The sequence below is a fragment of the Paenarthrobacter sp. E2MeOHC11 genome (genome assembly GCF_058744955.1).
In genome coordinates this window covers 1,687,798-1,707,643 of record NZ_CP196673.1, presented here as the reverse complement: position 1 = coordinate 1,707,643, position 19,846 = coordinate 1,687,798, and the positions used below count along the sequence as shown (strand labels likewise).

General features: G+C 63.5%; 17 protein-coding genes. 5 read left to right on the top strand and 12 right to left on the bottom strand.

Annotated elements, in window-relative coordinates; translation table 11 throughout:
- Window positions 1-31 precede the first annotated feature (31 nt).
- Window positions 32-607, top strand: a complete 576-nt coding sequence (locus ACSSVG_RS07785; protein WP_231338858.1) for a GlcG/HbpS family heme-binding protein — start codon at window positions 32-34, stop codon at window positions 605-607.
- Between the two features lie 80 nt (window positions 608-687).
- Window positions 688-1,365 (top strand): ankyrin repeat domain-containing protein, encoded by a 678-nt coding sequence (locus ACSSVG_RS07780; protein ID WP_231338859.1) that lies wholly within the window; start codon window positions 688-690, stop codon window positions 1,363-1,365.
- Here the strand turns inward: ACSSVG_RS07780 and ACSSVG_RS07775 are convergent.
- From ACSSVG_RS07775 to ACSSVG_RS07765, 3 genes are read right to left on the bottom strand one after another with little or no spacing between them, the layout of a single operon-like run.
- Window positions 1,362-2,576, bottom strand: coding sequence for an acetyl-CoA acetyltransferase (locus ACSSVG_RS07775; RefSeq protein WP_253465931.1), 1,215 nt, complete (start codon window positions 2,574-2,576; stop codon window positions 1,362-1,364). The two genes, ACSSVG_RS07780 and ACSSVG_RS07775, sit on opposite strands and share 4 nt — an antisense overlap.
- The gene (locus ACSSVG_RS07770) at window positions 2,573-3,259 is read right to left on the bottom strand and encodes a CoA transferase subunit B (protein WP_253465933.1); all 687 of its coding nucleotides are present in this window, start codon (window positions 3,257-3,259) and stop codon (window positions 2,573-2,575) included. Before ACSSVG_RS07770 ends, ACSSVG_RS07775 begins: the two co-directional genes overlap by 4 nt.
- Window positions 3,260-3,278: 19 nt before the next feature.
- Entirely contained in the window at window positions 3,279-3,995 is a 717-nt protein-coding gene (locus ACSSVG_RS07765; protein ID WP_492418237.1) for a CoA transferase subunit A, read from the bottom strand.
- 177 nt (window positions 3,996-4,172) lie between these two features.
- Here ACSSVG_RS07765 and ACSSVG_RS07760 point away from each other — a divergent pair, with 177 nt between their 5' ends.
- On the top strand, window positions 4,173-4,937 hold the full coding sequence (locus ACSSVG_RS07760) for an IclR family transcriptional regulator (RefSeq protein WP_253465937.1): 765 nt from the start codon (window positions 4,173-4,175) through the stop codon (window positions 4,935-4,937).
- Here ACSSVG_RS07760 and ACSSVG_RS07755 read toward each other — a convergent pair.
- Window positions 4,934-5,506: a GNAT family N-acetyltransferase gene (locus ACSSVG_RS07755; protein ID WP_231338864.1), complete on the bottom strand. Its 573-nt coding sequence runs from the start codon at window positions 5,504-5,506 to the stop codon at window positions 4,934-4,936. The genes ACSSVG_RS07760 and ACSSVG_RS07755 overlap by 4 nt on opposite strands.
- Window positions 5,507-5,713: 207 nt before the next feature.
- On the opposite strand from ACSSVG_RS07755, the gene ACSSVG_RS07750 reads away from it, so the two are divergent.
- Entirely contained in the window at window positions 5,714-6,088 is a 375-nt protein-coding gene (locus ACSSVG_RS07750; protein WP_253465940.1) for a VOC family protein, read from the top strand.
- Window positions 6,089-6,294: 206 nt separating this feature from the next.
- The gene (locus ACSSVG_RS07745) at window positions 6,295-6,981 is read left to right on the top strand and encodes a fasciclin domain-containing protein (RefSeq protein ID WP_231338866.1); all 687 of its coding nucleotides are present in this window, start codon (window positions 6,295-6,297) and stop codon (window positions 6,979-6,981) included.
- A gap of 344 nt (window positions 6,982-7,325) precedes the next feature.
- Here ACSSVG_RS07745 and ACSSVG_RS07740 read toward each other — a convergent pair whose 3' ends face one another.
- The 8 genes from ACSSVG_RS07740 to ACSSVG_RS07705 form a co-directional block, all read right to left on the bottom strand.
- Window positions 7,326-9,347, bottom strand: a complete 2,022-nt coding sequence (locus ACSSVG_RS07740) for a BCCT family transporter (RefSeq protein ID WP_231338868.1) — start codon at window positions 9,345-9,347, stop codon at window positions 7,326-7,328.
- 451 nt (window positions 9,348-9,798) lie between these two features.
- Window positions 9,799-10,605 (bottom strand): IclR family transcriptional regulator, encoded by an 807-nt coding sequence (locus ACSSVG_RS07735; RefSeq protein ID WP_231338869.1) that lies wholly within the window; start codon window positions 10,603-10,605, stop codon window positions 9,799-9,801.
- Between the two features lie 144 nt (window positions 10,606-10,749).
- Window positions 10,750-11,994, bottom strand: a complete 1,245-nt coding sequence (locus ACSSVG_RS07730; RefSeq protein ID WP_492418233.1) for a molybdopterin molybdotransferase MoeA — start codon at window positions 11,992-11,994, stop codon at window positions 10,750-10,752.
- Window positions 11,995-12,114: 120 nt separating this feature from the next.
- Complete coding sequence (gene fdhA, locus ACSSVG_RS07725; RefSeq protein ID WP_026005570.1) at window positions 12,115-13,332, bottom strand: formaldehyde dehydrogenase, glutathione-independent; 1,218 nt, start codon at window positions 13,330-13,332, stop codon at window positions 12,115-12,117.
- A 161-nt stretch (window positions 13,333-13,493) separates the two neighbouring features.
- A complete protein-coding gene (locus ACSSVG_RS07720; protein ID WP_492418231.1) occupies window positions 13,494-15,812 on the bottom strand; it encodes an FdhF/YdeP family oxidoreductase in 2,319 nt (772 codons plus the stop codon).
- 10 nt (window positions 15,813-15,822) lie between these two features.
- A complete protein-coding gene (locus ACSSVG_RS07715) occupies window positions 15,823-16,707 on the bottom strand; it encodes a bifunctional 5,10-methylenetetrahydrofolate dehydrogenase/5,10-methenyltetrahydrofolate cyclohydrolase (RefSeq protein ID WP_492418229.1) in 885 nt (294 codons plus the stop codon).
- Window positions 16,704-17,330 (bottom strand): cyclodeaminase/cyclohydrolase family protein, encoded by a 627-nt coding sequence (locus tag ACSSVG_RS07710; protein ID WP_492418227.1) that lies wholly within the window; start codon window positions 17,328-17,330, stop codon window positions 16,704-16,706. Before ACSSVG_RS07710 ends, ACSSVG_RS07715 begins: the two co-directional genes overlap by 4 nt.
- Before the next feature lie 3 nt (window positions 17,331-17,333).
- The gene (locus tag ACSSVG_RS07705) at window positions 17,334-19,826 is read right to left on the bottom strand and encodes a GcvT family protein (protein WP_492418225.1); all 2,493 of its coding nucleotides are present in this window, start codon (window positions 19,824-19,826) and stop codon (window positions 17,334-17,336) included.
- Window positions 19,827-19,846: the final 20 nt, after the last annotated feature.

The window sequence follows — 19,846 nt, the reverse complement described above, 5'->3', positions numbered from 1 at the left end:
TGTACCCGATGCTTACTACGAGGAGAACTCTGTGAAGAAGTCCAACAAGATGATTGCCGCCGCCGCAGCCGGAGCACTGTTGCTTACCGGCGGTGTTACAGCCGTGGCCAATGCCGTTGCGCCTGCCGCCGCGCCGGTTGCCGCCCCCGTCAAGGTCGCAGCCGACGTTCAGCCTGCACCGGAGAACGTCGTGGCCCAGAACCGCATCACCGTGGGAGCTTCGAGCAAGGCCGTGAACGCCGCGCTCGCCAAGTGCCAGGCTGACAAACTGCCTTTCGTGACAGTTGCCCTGGTGGACCGGTTCGGCACCGTCCAGGCGCTCCTCCGTGGTGACAACGCCGCCGAGCACACCATTGAGGCGGCCAAGCAGAAGGCGTACACGGCGGCTGCGTTCGGTGCTCCCACCAGTGAACTGGCCAAGCGCATCAATGGCAACGGACCCTCGATTGCCGACCTCCCCGGCACCCTGTTCCTGGCCGGTGGCGTCCCGCTGAAGGTCAACGGTGTTTCGGTGGCCGGCATCGGCGTGGGTGGAGCACCGGACGGTGCCCTGGACGAAGCCTGCGCCACCGCCGGCGCTGAGGCCTTGGCCGTGGCAGCGAAGTAGCCATGAATCCTCGTGGAGTTTTTGTACAGATACCGCCCTTATGGAAGCGTTTTAGGGGCGTTTTCTGTACAAAAACTCCCGTGGTTGGGGCGGGATTGCTGGTGCTCGCGCTGCTGTCCGGATGTACGACGGCGACAGCCCCGCCGTCCGGCGCGCAGCCTTCCAGCCCGAGCCCGACTCAAGCAGCTCCCACCTCAGCCGCACCGTCGAGCGTGGGCCCTGGCCCGGCGTCGTCGGCTGCCGCGCCGCCCCAACTGTCACCGGAGGCCCAGATCAAAACCGACCGTCTCCTGATCCTCGCCGCGAAAGCCAACGATGTTGTGAAGGTCCGTGAACTGATCGCGGCCGGTGGCAACGTCAACGCGAAGGATGACATCCAGGACTCAGCGTTCCTCTACGCGGGAGCCGAAGGATTCAACGAGGTCCTTCAGCTGACGTTGGGTGCCGGGGCGGATGTTCGCAGCATCAACCGATACGGCGGCACTGCCCTGATCCCGGCGAGCGAACACGGGCACACGGACACTGTGCGCATCCTCATCGCGGCGGGCGTTCCTGTGGACCACGTGAACAACCTGGGATGGACCGCCATGCAGGAAGCCATCCTGCTCAACAACGGCGGACCCAACCAGCAGGACGTGGTCCGGCAGCTCCTCGCTGCGGGAGCCAACCCGGATATCCGTGACCCCCAAGGCCGAACCGCCCTGCAGAACGCAGAGCGGCTCGGGTTTGCGGAGATCGCGGCGCTGATCCGGGGTTAGACAGACTCCAGCACGCTCACGTAGTTCGCGATGCCCACGCCGCCCATGTTCTGCACGGCACCGCGGCGCGCGTTGGGCAGTTGCATGTCCCCTGCGGTTCCGCTCAGTTGCATGGCCGAGATGACGTGCTGCGAGACACCTGTGGCGCCGACGGGGTGGCCCTTCGCTTTCAGGCCGCCGGAAACGTTGATGGGCAGCTTGCCGTCCTTGTAGACCCAACCCTCCTGGACGGCACGGCTGCCTTCGCCGCGCGGTGTCAGCCCCATGGCCTCGTACATGATGAGCTCGGCGATGGTGAAGCAGTCGTGCACCTCGGCGAAATCCAACCCCTCGATGCCGACGCCCGCCATGGTGAAGGCGCGCTCCCACGACGCCCTGGTGGAGGCGAATTCGGTGGGATCGCGCTTCTCTGCCGGGAAAAAGTCGTTCGCGTGGCCAAAACCAGCCAAGCGCACAGGTGCGGTTGCGCCCCCGGTTGCCGACGTTGAGAGCACGACGGCGGCGGCACCGTCCGATACCGGCGAACAGTCCGTGCGGCGCAAGGGCTCGGCCACCATGGGGTTCTTGTCGGAAATAGTCCGGCAGAACTCTACGCCGAAGTCGCGGTGCATCTGGGCGTACGGGTTGTCCATGCCGTTGTGGTGGTTCTTGGCGGCGATGGAACCGAGGATGTCGCCGAGGCCACCGGGGTACTTTTCAGCGTCGATGCTGGACCCGTAGCGCTTCCCGTAATGCTTGGCCACCTCTGCGAACAAGCCCGTGAATCCGGTGCTGGATGCCTTGCCGGCCATTTCATACGAAGCACCGAGGAGGGCTGCTCCCACCACATCTGCGCCGGCGTCGGTCATTTTCTCTGCGCCGATCACCAAAACGTTGCGTGCTGTTCCGGCGAGCACTGCTTTCACGCCCTGCTGGAACGCCGCGGATCCTGAAGCGCAGGCGTTCTCAGTGCGGGTGGCCGGGACATTGCCCAGGTCCGCTGAGAGTTGGAGCGCCAGGGACGACGTGAATCCCAGGGGCTGCATGCCGGAATTGAACTGGCCCAGGTAGATCTCGTCGATGTCCTTGGGGTCGAGCCCGGAGTTGCTGATTGCTTCCCCCGCAACCTGGACAATTAGTGATTCCAGGGTGTCGTCCGTCAGCTTGCCGAACTTGCTGTGTCCCCATCCCGTGAGCAGGATGTCCTTGCCGAACTGGTCTTTCAGGCTCATGCGTTGGCTCCTTCAAGCGTGTGTTCTTCAGACGTGTGCGCTTCCGCGAACTCCGCGTCCGTCTTGCTGCGGATCTCCTCCACCGTGACGCCGGGCGCGAGGCGGGTCAGCAGAAGGCGGGTGCCGCCGTCGTGCGTTTCTTCGATATCGAAAACGGCGAGGTCCGTGATGATCCGGTCAACGCATCCGAGCCCGGTCAAGGGCAGGGTGCATTCGCTGACGATCTTGGCCGTGCCGTCCTTGGCATTGTGCTCTGTGAGGACCACGACGCGCGGTGTCCCGGCCACTAAGTCCATGGCTCCGCCCATTCCCTTGACCATCTTGCCGGGGATGGTCCAGTTGGCGAGGTCGCCGGAGCCGGAGACCTGCATGGCACCCAGAATGGCCACCTTCACGTGCCCGCCGCGGATCATGCCGAACGACGTTGCGGAATCGAAGATGCTCCCGCCGGGGGTGATGGTGACGGTCTGCTTGCCTGCGTTAATAAGGTCGGCGTCTTCGTCCCCTTCATAGGGGAAGGGGCCCATGCCGAGCAGGCCGTTCTCGCTCTGGAGAACCACCCGCACGCCGTCGGGCAGGTTGTTGGCCACCAGCGTGGGGATGCCGATGCCGAGGTTGACGTAGTCGCCGTCGTTCAATTCTTCGGCCGCGATGGCGGCCATCTGGTCGCGTGTCCATGCCATGGTGAATGCTCCTTTGTTTCTAAACAGTGAGGGATTCGCGTCGCGACCGGACCGTACGCTGTTCGATGTCTTTGACGCGATCGGTCGCCTGCACCAGCCGTTGGACGTAGACGCCCGGAGTGACGATGTGGTTGGGGTCCAGCCCGCCCGGCTGCACAATGACTTCGGCCTCGGCGATGGTCACCTTGCCTGCGGTGGCGACCACGGGGTTGAAGTTCCGTGCGGTATAGCGGTAAATCAGGTTGCCGTTTGTATCTGCCGTGTGGGCATGGACCAGCGCGACGTCGGCGGTGATGGCGCGCTCGCGGACGTACGTGACGCCGTCGAACTCTTCCAGAGGCTTGCCTTCGGCAACCAAGGTGCCCACACCCGTCCGCGTGTAGAAGGCAGGGATGCCCGCGCCACCGGCGCGGAGGCGCTCGGCCAGCGTGCCCTGCGGCGTGAACTCGACCTCGAGCTGCCCGGCCAGGTATTGCTCGGCGAAAAGCTTGTTCTCGCCGACATAGGACGCGATGACCTTCCGGACCTGGCCCGCCTCAATCAGGACGCCCAGGCCCTTGCCGTCCACGCCCATGTTATTCGAGACGATGGTGAGGTCCTTGGCGCCCGACTCCCGGACGGCGTCGATCAGGTCTGCGGGGATGCCGCTCAGGCCAAAACCGCCGACGGCGATGATCATGCCGTCTGCCATCAGGTCATGGAGCGCCTGGGCTGCGCTCGCGTGGATTATGGACATTCTGGACTCCTCGTTGAGTGTGGCTGGATGGTATCCACTTTGTGGACTCGTTGCCTCTGTACTGGAGCCTAGGTTTCTTCGGGTGGGTGGTCAACGATCAATGGTGTTGGCTACTCACGGTGTGGACGCTACGCTTGAAGCTGTCCATATTGTGGATGAATTCTCCAGGAGGATGCCGTGGCAGTACAAGGAGCCCAAGTAGTGGGCCGAGTGGCCTTGTTACTGCGCCTGGTGGGTCGGAAGCCCGAGGGCACGTCGTTGGCGGGCTTGGTGCGCGAATCCGGGCTGACCAGGCCAACGGTTCACCGGCTGCTGACGTCCTTGGCCGCAGAGGGTTTGCTGGAACATGATTCCGCCTCCGGAAAGTGGGTATTGGGACCGGAGATCTTCCTGCTGGGATCGGTGGCCGCGGCTCGCTTTCCCATGGAGGACATTGCCCGGCCGTCCCTGCGCAGGCTCGCTGCGGAGACGGGCGAGAGCGCATTCTTTTCCATCCGCCGCGGGAACGAAACCGTATGTGTCCTGCGGGAAGAGGGCTCGTTTCCGGTGCGTTCATTCGTACTCCACGAAGGTGTGCGTTTCCCGCTGGGAGTGGCGTCAGCGGGCACAGCCATCATGGCTTTCCTGTCTTCCGAAGAACAGGAGTCGCTGCTGGCGGATTGGCCGTCGCATGCGGGCGACTTTGCTGGAGGGCATCCTGCGGACGTGGTGCGGAGTAACCTTTCTCAGACCCGGCTGGCGGGCTTCTCCGTTAATCCCGGGCTGATCCTGGAAGGCAGTTGGGGCATGGGCGCCGCCGTCTTTGACCAGCAGGGCCGGCCGGCCTGGGCACTTTCCTTGACGGGAATTGAACCCCGGTTCCGTCCGGACCGCCAGGAATTCCTCGGCAAGCTGTTGCTCGAGGAGGCGCACCGAATGACGGCCCGGTTGCAGGGCGGCTAGCTGAGATCCAGGCGCATCAGCACCCGGGGGAAACCGTTGAGCACGGAGGTCGTCTCAGCTACCTTCTTGAAACCTGCCTTCTCGAAGAGCTTCCGCGTGCCTACGTAGGCCATGGTCAGATCAACCTTGCCGCCCTTATTGTCCACGGGATAGCCCTCGATGGCCGGGGCGCCGTGGCTCTTGGCGAAGTCGATGGCGCCGCGCAGGAGTTCATGGGAGATGCCTTTGCCGCGATGCCCGGGCCTGACGCGGATGCACCAGACCGACCACACCTCGGCGTCGTCAACGTGGGGGATCTTCCGGTTCTTCGCGAAAGTGGTGTCCGCGCGGGGGTGGACAGCTGCCCACCCCACCACTTCGTCGCCGTCGTACGCCAAAACGCCGGGAGGAGGGTCCTCGGCCACCAGCTTCTTCACGAACTTTCCACGGTCCTGCCTCTGGAGTTCTTGGTTGAGTTTGGAGGGGATCCTGTAACTCAGGCACCAACACACATTGGAGTCGGGGCTCTTGGGCCCAACAAGGGCTTTCACGTCATCGAACACCGTCGCGGGCCGCACTTCGATTGCCATGGCGCCCATCTTGTCATTGGGTTGAGCCCCTCAGCTAGACTTGCGGACGTGATGACCGGATCGGGCTTCTGCCCTGCACGGATCGGCTACCCGGCCGACCTCTGACGCGCTGCGGCGCCCACCGTGGTGTTGCCCCGCGGGCGCCTCCTTGTGGATCGATGAACCCTTCAGCCCATCGACATAACCCCGCATACAAAGGAGTTCCGCATGCCCGCGTTGTTCAACCACACCATCATCGCGTCCCTCGACCGCACGGCGTCAGCCGAGTTCTATCGTTCCATCCTTGAAGCTGAGGAAGCCCCAGGCTGGGGGCCCTTCACCAACCTCACGCTGGACGGCGGGGTGATGCTGCAATTCGCCGAGCCGCCGGTCGAGATCCAGATGCAGCACTACGCATTCCTGGTTGATGACCAGCACTTCGACCGCGCCTATGAGCGTCTGGTGAGTGCCGGCGTCGAACATTGGGCGGATCCGCAGATGACCCGCCCGGGCGAGACAAACACCGAACACGGCGGCCGCGGCGTGTATTTCAAAGACCCCGCCGGTCACGCGCTGGAGCTGATCACCAAGCCGTACTTCTAAAGGCGGAGCGGCGGCTGTCGAGGGGCCGCGGTGGGGTGGGTATCGCTGGTTTAAAAAACTTTTTCAATCCGGACCCATCCACCCCGTCCCATCCTCCGAATAGCTGGTGAGACACAAACCGCCGGTGTAGCAAAAGCCGCACCTGCAGCCCGTGTCCCACCACCCGATGGATCCAACGCCCTGGTTCCAAAAACAAGGAGAATGACATGTTGTCCACAAAGCGCCCCGCCCTCGCCTTCGTTGGCCTCACTGCAGCCGCCCTTCTCGGACTCACTGCCTGTGGTGGTTCGAGCACACCTTCATCCTCGTCGGCAGCTCCGTCCTCCGCGCCGGAGTCGTCGTCGGCCATGCCGTCTGCTTCGCCGTCGGCCTCCATGAGCAGCGCCGCCATGGATCCGGCCGCTAACCTTGTGGGCCCCGGCTGCGCCGGTTACGCCGCACAGGTTCCGGACGGTGCCGGTTCGGTCATGGGCATGGCCCAGGACCCGGTAGCCGTAGCAGCATCGAACAACCCGCTGCTCAAGACCCTGACCGCCGCTGTGTCAGGCAAGCTCAACCCCAAGGTGGACCTGGTTTCCACCCTGAACGGCAGCGAATTCACGGTGTTCGCACCGGTTGACGATGCCTTCGCCAAGATCGACCCCGCAACAATCGAGACGCTCAAGACGGACGATGCCCTGCTGAGCAAGATTCTCACCTACCACGTAGTCCCCGGTCAGCTGACCCCGGACCAGATCGTCGGCACCCACAAGACTGTCCAGGGTGGCGAAGTGACGGTTGCCGGCACCAAGGATGCCCTCACGGTTGACGGCGGAGCCAACGTGATCTGCGGTGGCGTCCAGACTGCCAACGCGACGGTTTACCTGATCGACTCGGTGCTGATGCCCAAATAAGCCTTAGGGTTTTGGCAGTAGCAACAACAAAGCAGTAGCAACAACAAAGCAGGCGCCGGGATCCGGCGCCTGCTTTGTTGTGTTGCGGAGTGTTGTGGTGAGGCCTAGCGGCCGAAGTCACTGTCGACGTACGAGCCGGCCCTGTTGTGTTCCGATCCACACGGGCAGTGGTCAACCTCAATCCGGACTGTCATTGGCTTGGATGAGTCCAAGGTGAGGCTCACATCCTCGCTGGCTCGGGCATTGCGACTTGCCTGGGTGTTGAGGCGGAGGGTGCCTGGGGCAGACGTGTTGGGCATGGTGGACCTTCCTGATGCGTGAATGGGTGTTGGCCGGAAACCGGGTTACTTGGTGTCTGGGTCCTGAGGTGGTTTGCCAACCAGGGGGATGGTTCCCGTCGGTGTTCCCCCGGCGCAATCGGATTCCGTGCACTTTTCGGCGCAATCGTGCCTGGTGACGAGGTCGAACTGAACGCCGCCGTGTTGTTCCACCCCGGTCCGGATGGCTCGTTCCACCACCGAGGTGGCCAGGCGTTTATGCAATTGCAGGGGATCGCGGCGAAGGTCCTTGACCAAGGCGAAACAGAGCAGCAGCATGACGATCACAAAAGGCAGGGCAGCCACAATGGTCACTCTTTGCAGCCCGGACAACGCTTCCGAGGGTTTATCGCCGCCTGCAAGCAGCATGACCGCTGCCACTGCACCGGTGAGGCTTCCCCAGAAGATCACGACTCCTCGACGCGGGTGCTCAGCACCATTGGAGCTGAGGGATCCCATCACGATGGAAGCCGCGTCGGCACCGGTGACGAAGAAGATCGCCACCAGGACCATGGCCAGGACAATGACGGCTGCGGTCAGCCAGCCGGGCATGCCCAGGTTCTTTACCAAGTCGAAGAGGGCGCCGTCGAAGTTGATGGAGGGGGCGCCGTCCACCATGGTCACCAGCCCGGGAGTTCCGGCCTTGTCCGCCTCCTGCTGAACGTGGAAGGCAGCACCGCCGAAGATCCCGAACCAGATCACGCTGACTACGCTCGGCACCAGCAGCACGCCGGTGACGAACTGGCGGATGGTGCGTCCACGGCTGATGCGGGCGATGAACATTCCCACGAAGGGCGTCCAGGAGATCCACCAGGCCCAGTAGAAGATGGTCCAGCTGGTCATCCAGCTGCGCAGGGAGTCGTCTCCCACGGCCTCGGTGCGGGAGGACATTTCAGCCAAATCCCGGGCGTAGTCACCCACGGCGGAGGGGATCAGGTTGAGGATGAACAGTGTCGGCCCGGCCACGAACACAATGAGAGCGAGGACAACGGCCAGGACCATGTTGATGTTGGACAGCCACTGGATGCCGCGGCTGATGCCTGAAACGGCTGATGCCACGAAGCAGAAGGTCAGGATCGCGACGATGACCACCAGCACGGGAGTGCCGATCTCGCCCAGCCAGCCGTTGGAGGTCATGCCGCTACCGATCTGGAGTGCACCGAGGCCCAGCGAGGCGGCAGTTCCGAAAAGCGTGGCGAAGATGGCCAGGATGTTGATGAACTTGCCGAGCGGCCCTTCCACCATGCGGATGCCAAAGAGCGAGGTGAAGGCCGCGGAAACCAGTTGCTTGCGGCCCAGACGGTAGGTGCCGTAAGCCATGGCGATGCCGACTACTGCGTACATGGCCCAAGGGTGCAGGGTCCAGTGGAAGATGGAGGTGGCCATGGCAGTCTGGATGGCTGCCGGTGTGCGGCCGTCCACTGTTCCTGGTGGTGGCGAGATGTAGTGGTACAGCGGTTCAGCCACACCATAGAACATGAGCCCGATGCCCATGCCGGCGGCGAACATCATGGCCACCCAGGAGATGGTGCGGAATTCGGGCTTCTCGCCGTCCTTGCCCAGCGGGATGTTGCCGAATTTTCCGAGTGCGAGCCAGAGGACGAAGATCACGAACAACGAGGCGAGGACCATGAAGAGCCAGCCCGTGTATTCCATGACCCAGTTGAGGGCGCCTTTCGAAGTTTCAGAAAGGCTGTCCCTTCCAACAAAGCCCCAGACCACGAAGGCGACGGCGATGGCGCCCGTGATCCCGAAGGTGACTTTGTCGAGGGTAAGTTTGCGGTTTCGGCGGGCCGAAACGGCCTGCTCGGTCTTGGCATGGCGCAGCTCTTCCATGATCTGTTCGTGTTCTACAGAATCGGAGAGGGGCTCTGCGCCTCCGTCCTCAGCGTTGAGGGCGGCCAAGTTGGTGTCGTCGGGGGAGACGCTGATGACTGCTTCAGGGTTCTCCGCGTGGGCGGGGCTGGCTGCGGCCGGGGTACCCGCCACGTGATCATTGGCAGGTAATTCGTCGGGTGTTAGCGGTTTTGTGTCACTGTTTATAGCCATGAGCGGGTCCTTTGCTCGGCGTGTCATGAGCCTGCATTTCTACGAGGCCTTGGTGAATGGACTGGTGGGAAGGTTGGGTCTTCCTCCGATCCGATGGTCATGGCGGGCCGTGGCGCCTCCCCGAGTGCGCGGTCACGGAGTGGGCAGGCGATAGCGATGATGCACCTCTTCTGGTTCGTGGGGCGGGCGGTTGAATCGTCCTTCCACGCCCCGAAAGCGTGTTCCGCAGGAATCAACAACATCCGCACTATGCAACAGAGTGCTCTCCGTCACATCCAAAGTCAAGGGATTTTCACTCTTTAACGGCAGATTGATATATCAATTGGCTGGAAGCATACGCGTTGCGTATCATGGATGACGTTGCAAATAGCGCGTCACCTTGGGGTGCTTGGAGCAGCGGGCGTTATGCCGGCGAACGCCATCCCGGAGTGTTGGCCGATGCGTGGTCGCGCTAGCGGCGCCTGTAGCCCATTCGGTCGCTGATGGTCAGCCCGGCCTCGCGGAGACCGTCAATGAGCCCTGGCTGGTCCTCGGGTGAGAAGCGGAACGCGGGGCCGGAGATGCTCACCGCGGCAATGACGCTTCCCGCGTGGTTGTAGATGGGCACGGCAACGGCCGTGAGGCCGATTTCGAACTCTTCGTGCACTGTGGCATACCCTCTGCGGGCCACGTCCAGCAGCTGCTTTTCCAGCTCTCCACGGTTCGTCACGGTACGGGGCGTACGCGCGGGCAGGCCCACCGTTTTGAGGACCTGGCTTCTCTCGTCGGCCGTCAGTGCAGCAAGAAGAACCTTGCCGCTGGACGTGGCGTGCAGGGGTGTCAGGCTGCCGACCCAGTCGTAGGTGGCAAGCGTCGACGGTCCCATCGCCTGGTCCACGTTTACCGCGTAGTTCGACCTCAGCACGGCCAGGTTGACGGTCTCCTTGTATTCGGCCGCCAGCGCCTCCAGGACTCCGCGTGCCTCATGCACCACACTGAGTCGGCCGGGGATGGAAGAGGCCAGGCGGAGGATCCCAAAGCCCAGCTGGTACTTGCCGCGTTCACTGTTCTGCCGGACGATGTCGCGGTTGACCAAGGAGCCCACCAGCCTGGACACGGTGGATTTATGGACGCCCATTTCTTCGGCGATTTCACTGACTCCGGCATCACCTTGGCGAGCCAGGATTTCCAGGATCTGGAGCGCCCGGTCCACAGATTGGACGCCGCCGCCTTGGGCGTCTGCGTCCTTGTCGATGTCCGGGTTGTTGCGTGCGGCCATGGTGCCTCGTGTCGTTGTCCAGGCAGGCCGCCCCGGGCTGATCGCTCTGTCCGGCCTGCACCCCTAGTCTGTCCTCATCCTAGACGGAGTTTTGCACGGACCCTTTCACACCGAGGGAACCCGCGATGGTCAACGGACCGCTGGTCAACGGGGCTGCTGGAGGTCTGTCCACGGCAACGGCAGGACGGGTACTGGAGAGCCGGCTGCCACGCCCTCCGGAGGGACAGCCATGTATGCGTCCGCCCATGAAAGCCCACGCATCATCCCGGGCCCAGTGTGGGAGGCGGGGAACACGAGGCCGTGGATCAGGGTGCACGGTATGAGACGGGTGCTTCCGGGGGTGGGGTCAAGGTCCGCCCCGGAGACCATCTGCGCGGCCGGTTGGAAGGAACGGCTGCCCAAAGCGGCGAAGAGGGGTTCACCGAGGGTCATCAGGGCCATCATGGCGGCCAGCGGGTTTCCCGGTAATCCGATGACGAAACGGCCATCAGGAAGTTCCGCCAACACTGCCGGATGGCCCGGCCGCATGGCAATCCCGTCCAGGAGGAGGCGCCCATCGAGTGCCGCAACGGCGTCGCGGAAGTGGTCTGTCCCCGATTTCCCGGTTCCGCCGGTAGTAATGGTCACGTCCGGCTGCGGTCCATCAGGGGCGCAGCCCAGGGCTGAAAGCCACTCTTCGTACGAATCGCCAATCCTGAGCTGGCCCCCGGGCGTCCCACCCAATTGCGAAATGACGGCATCGAGCTGCGGCCCGAATGCGTCGCGGACCCGTCCCGGCGCAGGCTCACCTGAGGTCACCACCTCCGATCCGGTAAGTACGACGGCGACCCTCGGCTTGCGCTGTACCGGCAGGTGATCGTGTCCAGCCACAGCGGCGAGGGCAATGTGGGCTGGATTGAGGACCGTTCCTGCGGGTATGAGGACTTCACCCGCGGAGGCTTCTTCACCAGCGGGACGGATGTGCCGACCAGGGGCAGCCTCGCCCGGCTTCGCGTCGTGCCTGACTGAGAGGTGCGCGTCCCCGCAGGCCTCTCCACTCTCCTTGCGGAGCACCGCAGTGGCACCGGATGGAATCAAGCCGCCGGTGGCAATAACGCTGGCTTCACCGACGGCGAGCGTCCGGCCTGACTCTGTGACGATCCACGGACCGCTGCCATTGACTGCCCAGCCGTCCATGGCCGATGACGCGTAATGGGGCAGGTCCTGGTGGGCAGTGACCGGGCTGGTCAACGTGCGCCCGATCGCTTCGCCGAGGGCGACGTTCGACGACGGAAGCGGGCCGGCCCAGTCGTAGGCCAGCTGCCGGGCTTCGGCCCAAGTCAGGGCATGCCTTCGTTCATCCGAAACCAGGGGACTGGGAGCGTCGGTAAAGATTGCTTGTGCGAGCATGGATGCCCCTGCCTGATGTGGTGGTGCTGATAAGAGCAGATACCGGGGACTGCACGGCCTTCCCGTCATGCTTGCCGCGCAGTCCCCGGTATCCGTTGGTGCGTACTGAATTTGTTCTTACTACGCCTTCACGTAGCCGTTGGGGTTCAGCACGAACTTTGTTGCCGCTCCGGCGTCGAATTCGGCGTAGCCTCGGGGAGCGTCCTCGAGCGGGATCGCTTGGGCGTTGACTGCCTTGGCGATCTGGACCTTGTCATGCAGGATGGCCATCATCAACTGACGGTTGTACTTCATGACCGGGCACTGGCCAGTGGTGAAGGACAAGGACTTGGCCCAGCCGGTACCAAGGGACAGCGAGAGGGAGCCGTGCTTGGCGGCGTCGTCGATTCCACCCGGGTCGCCGGTGACGTAGAGCCCCGGGATACCCAGGGATCCGCCGGCGGCAGTGATGTCCATGAGGGAGTTCAATACAGTGGCCGGAGCCTCATGTGAGGCATCCTTGCCGTGACCGCGGGCTTCGAAGCCAACTGCGTCCACGCCGCAATCCACTTCCGGAACGCCAAGGATCTGTGCGATCTGTTCCTTGGGATCGCCGTTGGACACGTTGACGGTTTCGCAGCCGAAGGAGCGCGCCTGCGCCAGCCGGTCCTCGTTCATGTCGCCCACAATCACGACGGCGGCGCCCAGCAGTTGCGCGCCCACGGCGGCAGCAAGGCCCACGGGCCCGGCACCTGCGACGTAAACCGTGGATCCGACGCCCACGCCGGCGGTGACGGCGCCGTGGAAGCCGGTGGGGAAGATGTCCGAGAGCATGGTCAAGTCCATGATCTTTTCCAGTGCCTGATCGCGGTCCGGGAAACGCAGAAGGTTCCAGTCGGCGTAGGGAACCAGCACAAACTCGGCCTGTCCGCCCACCCAGCCTCCCATGTCCACGTAGCCGTAGGCGCTGCCCGGGCGGTCAGGGTTGACGTTGAGGCAGATGCCGGTCTTTTGCTCCTTGCAGTTGCGGCAGCGGCCACAGGAGATGTTGAACGGTACCGAGACGATGTCGCCCACCTTGATGAACTCGACGTCGGGGCCAACCTCCACCACTTCGCCGGTGATTTCGTGGCCGAGGACCAGGTCCTGCGGAGCTGTGGTGCGGCCCCGGACCATGTGCTGGTCCGAACCGCAGATGTTGGTGGTTACCGTCCGGAGGATCGCGCCATGCGGCACCTTCCGCCCGACGTTTGCCGGGTTGACGCCCGGTCCGTCCTTGAGCTCAAACGTTGGGTAGTCAGTGTCGATGATTTCAACGACACCGGGTTCCTTGTAGGCGACTGCTCTGTTTCCTGACATGGTCACTCCCTATTCTTTGGCTGTTGCTGCAAAGTGCTGCCCAATGATCCGAAAGCGGTGCTTCGATGAGGAAATACCTCCCCAGGTTTCAGGCACCGAAGCACCATTCACGGACCATTGGACACGTGGAAAATTAGACGGGTGGGAATCTTGTTATGGATCTATGCCTTTTCCAGCCGGATGATCACCGACTTTGAGGTGGGCGTTCCGCTCGTATCCGCTACGGAATCGAGGGGCACAAGGACGTTGGTTTCGGGGTAGTACGCGGCCGCGCAACCCTTCGGCGTCGAATAGGACACGATGCGGAAGTTCTCGGCCCGTCTGTCGGTTCCCTCGAACTCGGAGATCAGGTGGACCATGTCCCCGTCGGCAAAGCCGAGCCCGCTGATGTCCTCCGCGTTCACGAGGACTACGCGCCGGCCGCCATGGATGCCACGGTAGCGGTCGTCCTTGCCATAGATGGTGGTGTTGTACTGGTCGTGGGAGCGCAGGGTTTGGAGGACCAGCCGGCCAGGCGGGATCTTGATGAACTCCAGGGCGTTGCCCGTGAAGTGTGCTTTCCCGGAGGCGGTGTCGAACTTCCTGGCATCGCGTGGCGGGTGTGGCAGCACGAAGCCGCCCGGATGTTGGATCCGCGCTTCGAAGTCCTCAAATCCGTCGAACACGGCTTCGATGTGTTTGCGGATCAGGGTGTAATCGTCCCGCATGGCCAGCCACGACGCCTGCGGTGTGTTGGGCAGGCGGGCATTCCCATCAGTAAAGAGCCTGTGGGCCAGATTGCAGACGATCGCCACTTCCGAGTGGAGGTGGTCGCTGGCGGGCTTGAGCCGTCCCCGTGATGCGTGCACAGCGCTCATGGAGTCCTCCACGGTGACGCGTTGATCGCCGGTGCGTTGGGTGTCCTTCTCGGTGCGGCCGAGTGTGGGCAGGATCAGCGCCCGGCGTCCGGTGGACAGGTGCGAGTGGTTCAGTTTGGTGGAGATCTGGACACTCAGCCGGGTGTTGGCCAGCGCCAGTTCAGTTACGTCCGAATCCGGGGCTGCCCTGACGAAGTTGCCACCCATGCCCATGAAGAAGCGGACTTTCCCGTCCCGCATGGCGCGGATGGCTGCCACGGTGTCATAGCCGTGCTCCCGGGGAGAGCGGAACTCGAATTCCTGGTCCAGCCGGTCGTGGAACGTCGAAGGCATTTTCTCGAAGATGCCCATGGTGCGGTCGCCTTGGACGTTCGAGTGGCCGCGCACGGGGCATACGCCGGCTCCGGGCTTGCCGATGTTGCCTTGGAGCAGCAGGACGTTGACCACGTCGCGCAGGGTAGGGACAGAATGCTTGTGCTGTGTCAGTCCCATGGCCCAGCACACGATGGTGGCACTGGAGGCGAGCAGCCGCTCACCCGTCGAATGGATCTGATCCAAGGTCAGGCCGGTTGCCTCCACGATGTCATCCCACTCCACCTTCTCCAGGAACCGCAGGTAGTCGTCGATACCCACGGTGTGGTTGTCGATGAATTCATGGTCCAGCACAGTGCGCAGGCCCGGGGTGTTCCGTCCCGCAGCTTCGGCTTCCAGCAGGTACTTGCCCAATCCTTGGAAGAGGGCCTGATCCCCGCCGGCCCGGATCTGCAGGAAGTCGTCCGTCAGCTGGGTCCCCTGAATCATGCCGGCCACGTGCTGTGGGTTTTCAAAGTGCAGGAGCCCGGCTTCGGGAAGGGGGTTGACGGACACGATGATGGCGCCGTTCTTCTTCGCCTTTTCCAAAGCACTGAGCATGCGCGGGTGGTTGGTGCCGGGGTTCTGGCCGGCCACGAAGATCAGCGACGCCGTTTCCAGGTCCGTCAGGCTGACAGAGCCCTTGCCGATGCCAATGGTTTCCACCAGCGCGGAGCCGGAGGATTCGTGGCACATGTTGGAGCAGTCCGGGAGGTTGTTGGTGCCCAGGCCGCGCACCAAAAGCTGGTACACGAAGGCCGCCTCATTGGAGGTCCGGCCGGAAGTGTAGAAGACCGCTTCGTCAGGGTGTTCCATGCCCCGCAGCTCCTCGGCCATGAGGTCATAAGCGTCGTCCCAGTCAATGGCCCTGTAGTGGGAAGCGCCTTCGTCCAGGTACATCGGGTGCGTGAGCCTGCCCTGTTGACCCAGCCAGAAGTCATCGCGGGTCTTGAGCTCGGCAATGGAGTGGCGGGCAAAAAATTCCGGCGTGACACGGCGACGGGTGGCTTCCTCGGCCACTGCCTTGGCCCCGTTCTCGCAGAATTCCGCTGCATTGCGCTTTTCATGTTCGGGCCAGGCGCAGCCCATGCAGTCGAACCCGTCCAGCTGGTTCACTGCCAGCAGGGTCTGGACACTGCGAAGCGGTCCCATCTGTTCCAGCGAAATTTTCAACGCGTTGGCAACGGCCGGGATGCCGACAGCCTTGGTCTTGGGCTTGCTGACGGTCAGCTTTGACTCGTCGATGTTCTCGCGCGGAGCTTTGGAATGCATGGGAGACCCTTCAGATCCGGGAAGTGGAAGCGGCCAGCAACCCGCTGCGGGACTGCTGCCGGGCGGCTTCGACCGTGTGCAGCAACAAAAGCGCGGTGGTCACTGAGCCTACGCCCCCCGGAACCGGACTCAGGCCGGCCGCGACGCCGGTGACGCTGGCTTCGTCAACGTCCCCCACCAGGGAACCATCGCGCAGGACATTCGTGCCGACGTCGATCACTACTGTCTCCGGCGAGAGGTGGCTGCCCTTCAGCAGCCCCGTCCGGCCGGCAGCAACAACCACGACGTCGGCTGGCTGGGTATAGCGCTCCAGCGGTCCCGATTTTGAGTGGCAGATGGTGACGGTCGCATCCCGTTCGAGCAGGAGCAGGGACAGCGGCTTGCCCACCACGGCGGAACGCCCGACGACGGCCACGTTCCGTCCTGCGACGGGGATGTGGAAGTGGTCCAGCAGTTCCACGACGGCGCGTGCAGTGGCGGGTGCGAAGGCGGGCTGACCGACAGCCAGGCGGCCGAGGCTGAGGGGATTGGCGCCGTCGATGTCCTTTTCCGGAGTTATGAGTCCCACCAAGCCGTCAGCCCTGACGTCGTTGGGCAGTGGCGTCTGGAGAATAATGCCATGTACGGATGGTTCAGCGCTGAGGTCCTCCAGGACACCAGCCAGCGCTTGTTCGCTGGCATCGTGGCCGAGGTCGACGATCCTGCATCCGACGCCGGCGCGTCCGGCGGCGCGTTCGATGGACCGCACGTACCAGTGCGTTGATTCGTCGTCCGTGGCGACGACAACAGCCAACGCCGGGCGAAGTCCATCGTTTTCGAGAATGCGCGCGCCGTCCTGTGCCTGTTGCTGGATGAGGCCAGCGAGCACCTTGCCGGAGAGTATTTCGGTGTTCACGCAAGGATCCTTTCGCGGACACGCTTCGCCAGGGAATCGGCCGCCAGGACTACCTTGTCCTCGATGCCGTTGGTCTGCCCGGCCAGGACGGAGCGGGCATCGAAGTCCTTGATGGCGACGACGTTGATATCGATGTTGACGCGGGCGGTTGTGGCGGCTGCGCGGGCTGCATCGGCGGCAGCTGCGACGTCGCTGATGACGTTGGGGTTGGCCACGTCAAAGAGTTCGGTGGCGAGGTCCACCACCTCACCGGCAACCTTGATGAGCTGGGCCGGAGTATGGGCAGCCTGGACCAAGGCGTCTTGGATGGCTGTTGTCTTAACTGCCTTGAGCTCGTCGGTTTCCGAGGGGAGCTTGTAGGAATCGATGACGGACTGGAAAGCGTGTTCGTCGGCGTCCGCAAGGCGCAACGCCTCGACGATCAGGTGGTCGGCGGCGCTGGTGATCCGGCAGACAAGTGCGGCATGTTCCTCATATTTTGCACCGGTGGTGTACCTGGCGACCATGGCGACCAAGGCAGCGCCCTGGGCGGCATGCAAGGCTGCGGCTGCGCCTCCGCCGGGAGTGGGCTGACGTGAGGCAAGCCTGGAGAGGTAGTCGTTGATGGTTTCTGAGCTGATCATTGATTAGCCCCGGAGCCGGCTCATGGTGGGGTCGTACAGCGGGTCCTGGGTCACGGTCGCCTGGATGCGGCGGCCGAAGTACTCGATTTCCACGGAGTCGCCGATTGATACTGCAGCGGGTAGGTACGCGTAAGCAATCGGTTTGCGGACCGAGTAGCCGTAAGCGGCACTCGTGACGTAACCCACCGCCTGGTCCTTGTAGAACACCGGTTCCTTGCCCAGCACCAGGCTCCTGCCGTCGTCGACCGTCAAGCAGCGCAGGCGGCGCTTGGAGCTTTCCTCGCTGCGCCCCTCCAAAGCGGCCTTGCCGACGAAGTTCTCCTTGGTCATCTTCACCGCGAAACCAAGGCCCGCTTCGTAAGGATCATGCTCAGTGGTCATGTCCGTGCCCCAGGAACGGTAGCCCTTTTCGAGCCTCAGCGCGCTGAAGGCTGCGCGGCCTGCGGCGATGACGCCGAACGGCTGTCCGGCCTTCCACAGGGCGTCCCAGAGGCGCTGCCCGTTGTCCGCGCTGGTGTAGAGCTCCCATCCGAGTTCACCCACGTAGGACAGGCGCATTGCGGTGACGGTAACGCCGCCGATGGTGACCTTCTTGGCACGGAAGTACTTCAGGCCGTCGTTGGTGAAGTCATCGCTGCTGACCGTGCTGATGAGGTCACGGGCGAGGGGACCCCACAGGCCAATGCAGCAGGTGCCACCGGTGGTGTCGCGGACCTGGACCCAGTCGCCGGCGCTGCCGTTCTCGGTTTGGTGCCGGGCTGCCCGCTCGAAGTAGGCGGTGTCGATGTTGCCGTTGGCGCCGAGCTGGAACGTGTCTTCGCTCAGGCGGGCCACCGTGATGTCGCTTCGGACGCCGCCGGCTTCGTCCAGGAGGAGGGTGTAGGTGACTGCACCCGGCTTCTTGGCCAGGTCTCCAGTGGTCAGTTCCTGGAGCAACTTCAGGGCGCCGGGACCGGATACTTCAAGGCGCTTGAGCGGCGTCATGTCGTACATGGCAACCGCGGTACGGGTCTTCCACGCTTCGGCGGCGGCGATGGGGGAGCTGAACATTCCGGACCAAGCATCGCGGGCCGGCGGCTGCCAGTCGTCCGGCATCTCCTTGAGCAGCTCAGCGTTGGCTTCGAACCAGTAAGGGCGTTCCCACCCGGCGCCTTCCAGGAAGTATCCACCCAGTTGCTTGTGGCGGGCATGGAAAGGGCTGACGCGAAGGTTGCGGGGGGAAAGCTTGGGCTGGAGGGGGTGCATGACGTCGTAGATTTCCACGAAGTTCTGCTGGGAAGTTTCGCTGACGTATTCGGGGGTCAGCTGGACCTCCTCGAAGCGGTGGATATCGCAGTCGCCGAGGTCGATCTGCGACTTGCCGGTGGTGAGCAGCTCCGCCACGGCTCGGGCGATGCCGGCGGAGTGGGTGACCCACACGGCTTCAGCAACGAAGAATCCGTCCACTTCCTTGGACTCGCCCACCAGCGAGCCGCCGTCCGGGGTGAAGGAGAAGATGCCGTTGAAGCCATCCTCGATTTCGCTTTCCCGCAGTGCCGGCAGGATCTGCTTGGTTGCCTCCCACGCGGGGAGGAAGTCTTCCAGGGTGAAGTCCAGGCGGGAGGGCATGTTGTGTTCGCTGATGCTGCTGGGCTCGTAGCTTCCCAGCTCATCGAGGTCCACGGGCATGGGGCGGTGCGCGTAAGAGCCGATGCCGTAACGGTCGCCGTGCTCGCGGTAGTAGAGGTCCTGGTCCTGGTGGCGCAGGATGGGCAGCTGGGCGCCATTGGGCAGCTGGTTCTTGCCCTTCTGGGCGGGAACCGGGGTGGTCTTGACGTACTGGTGTGCCAGCGGGAGGAGCGGAACGGACATCCCGATCAACTCGCCCACCTTGGCGCCCCAGAATCCGGCGCAGGAAACCACGATATCTGCGGGGATGACGCCATCGGCGGTTTCGACGCCGGTCACGCGGCGGTTTGACTGCTCAATTCCGGTGACCTCGGTGTTGCCGATGTACTTCACGCCGGCAGTTTCGGTGCGCTTGATCAGCAACTGCACGGCGCGGGCGGCAAGCGCCAGGCCATCGGTGGGGACGTGAAGGCCACCGAGGATGTCTTCCTCATTGATCAGGGGGTAGAGCTCCTTGCATTCCTCGCGGGTGAGGATCTTGCCGTCGATGCCCCACGATTGTGCGTAGCCGAGCTTGCGCTTCAGGTCAGCCAGGCGCGTCTCATTCGTGGCGACTTCAAGGCCGCCCACTTGGTTGAAGCAGCTCTGGCCGTCCTCGGTGAGCGATAGGAGCTTTTCCACCGTGTACTTGGCGAAGAGCGCCATGGACTTGGAGGGGTTGGTCTGGAACACCAGGCCCGGTGCGTGGGACGTGGAGCCACCGGGCATATTCAGGGGTCCTTGGTCCAGGACGGTGATGTTGTTCCAACCGCGGGTGACCAGTTCGTCGGCGAGGTTGGTGCCAACAATCCCAGCTCCGATGATGACAATGCGAGGCGTGGATGCCATGGGGGTTCTCCTGCTGAAGT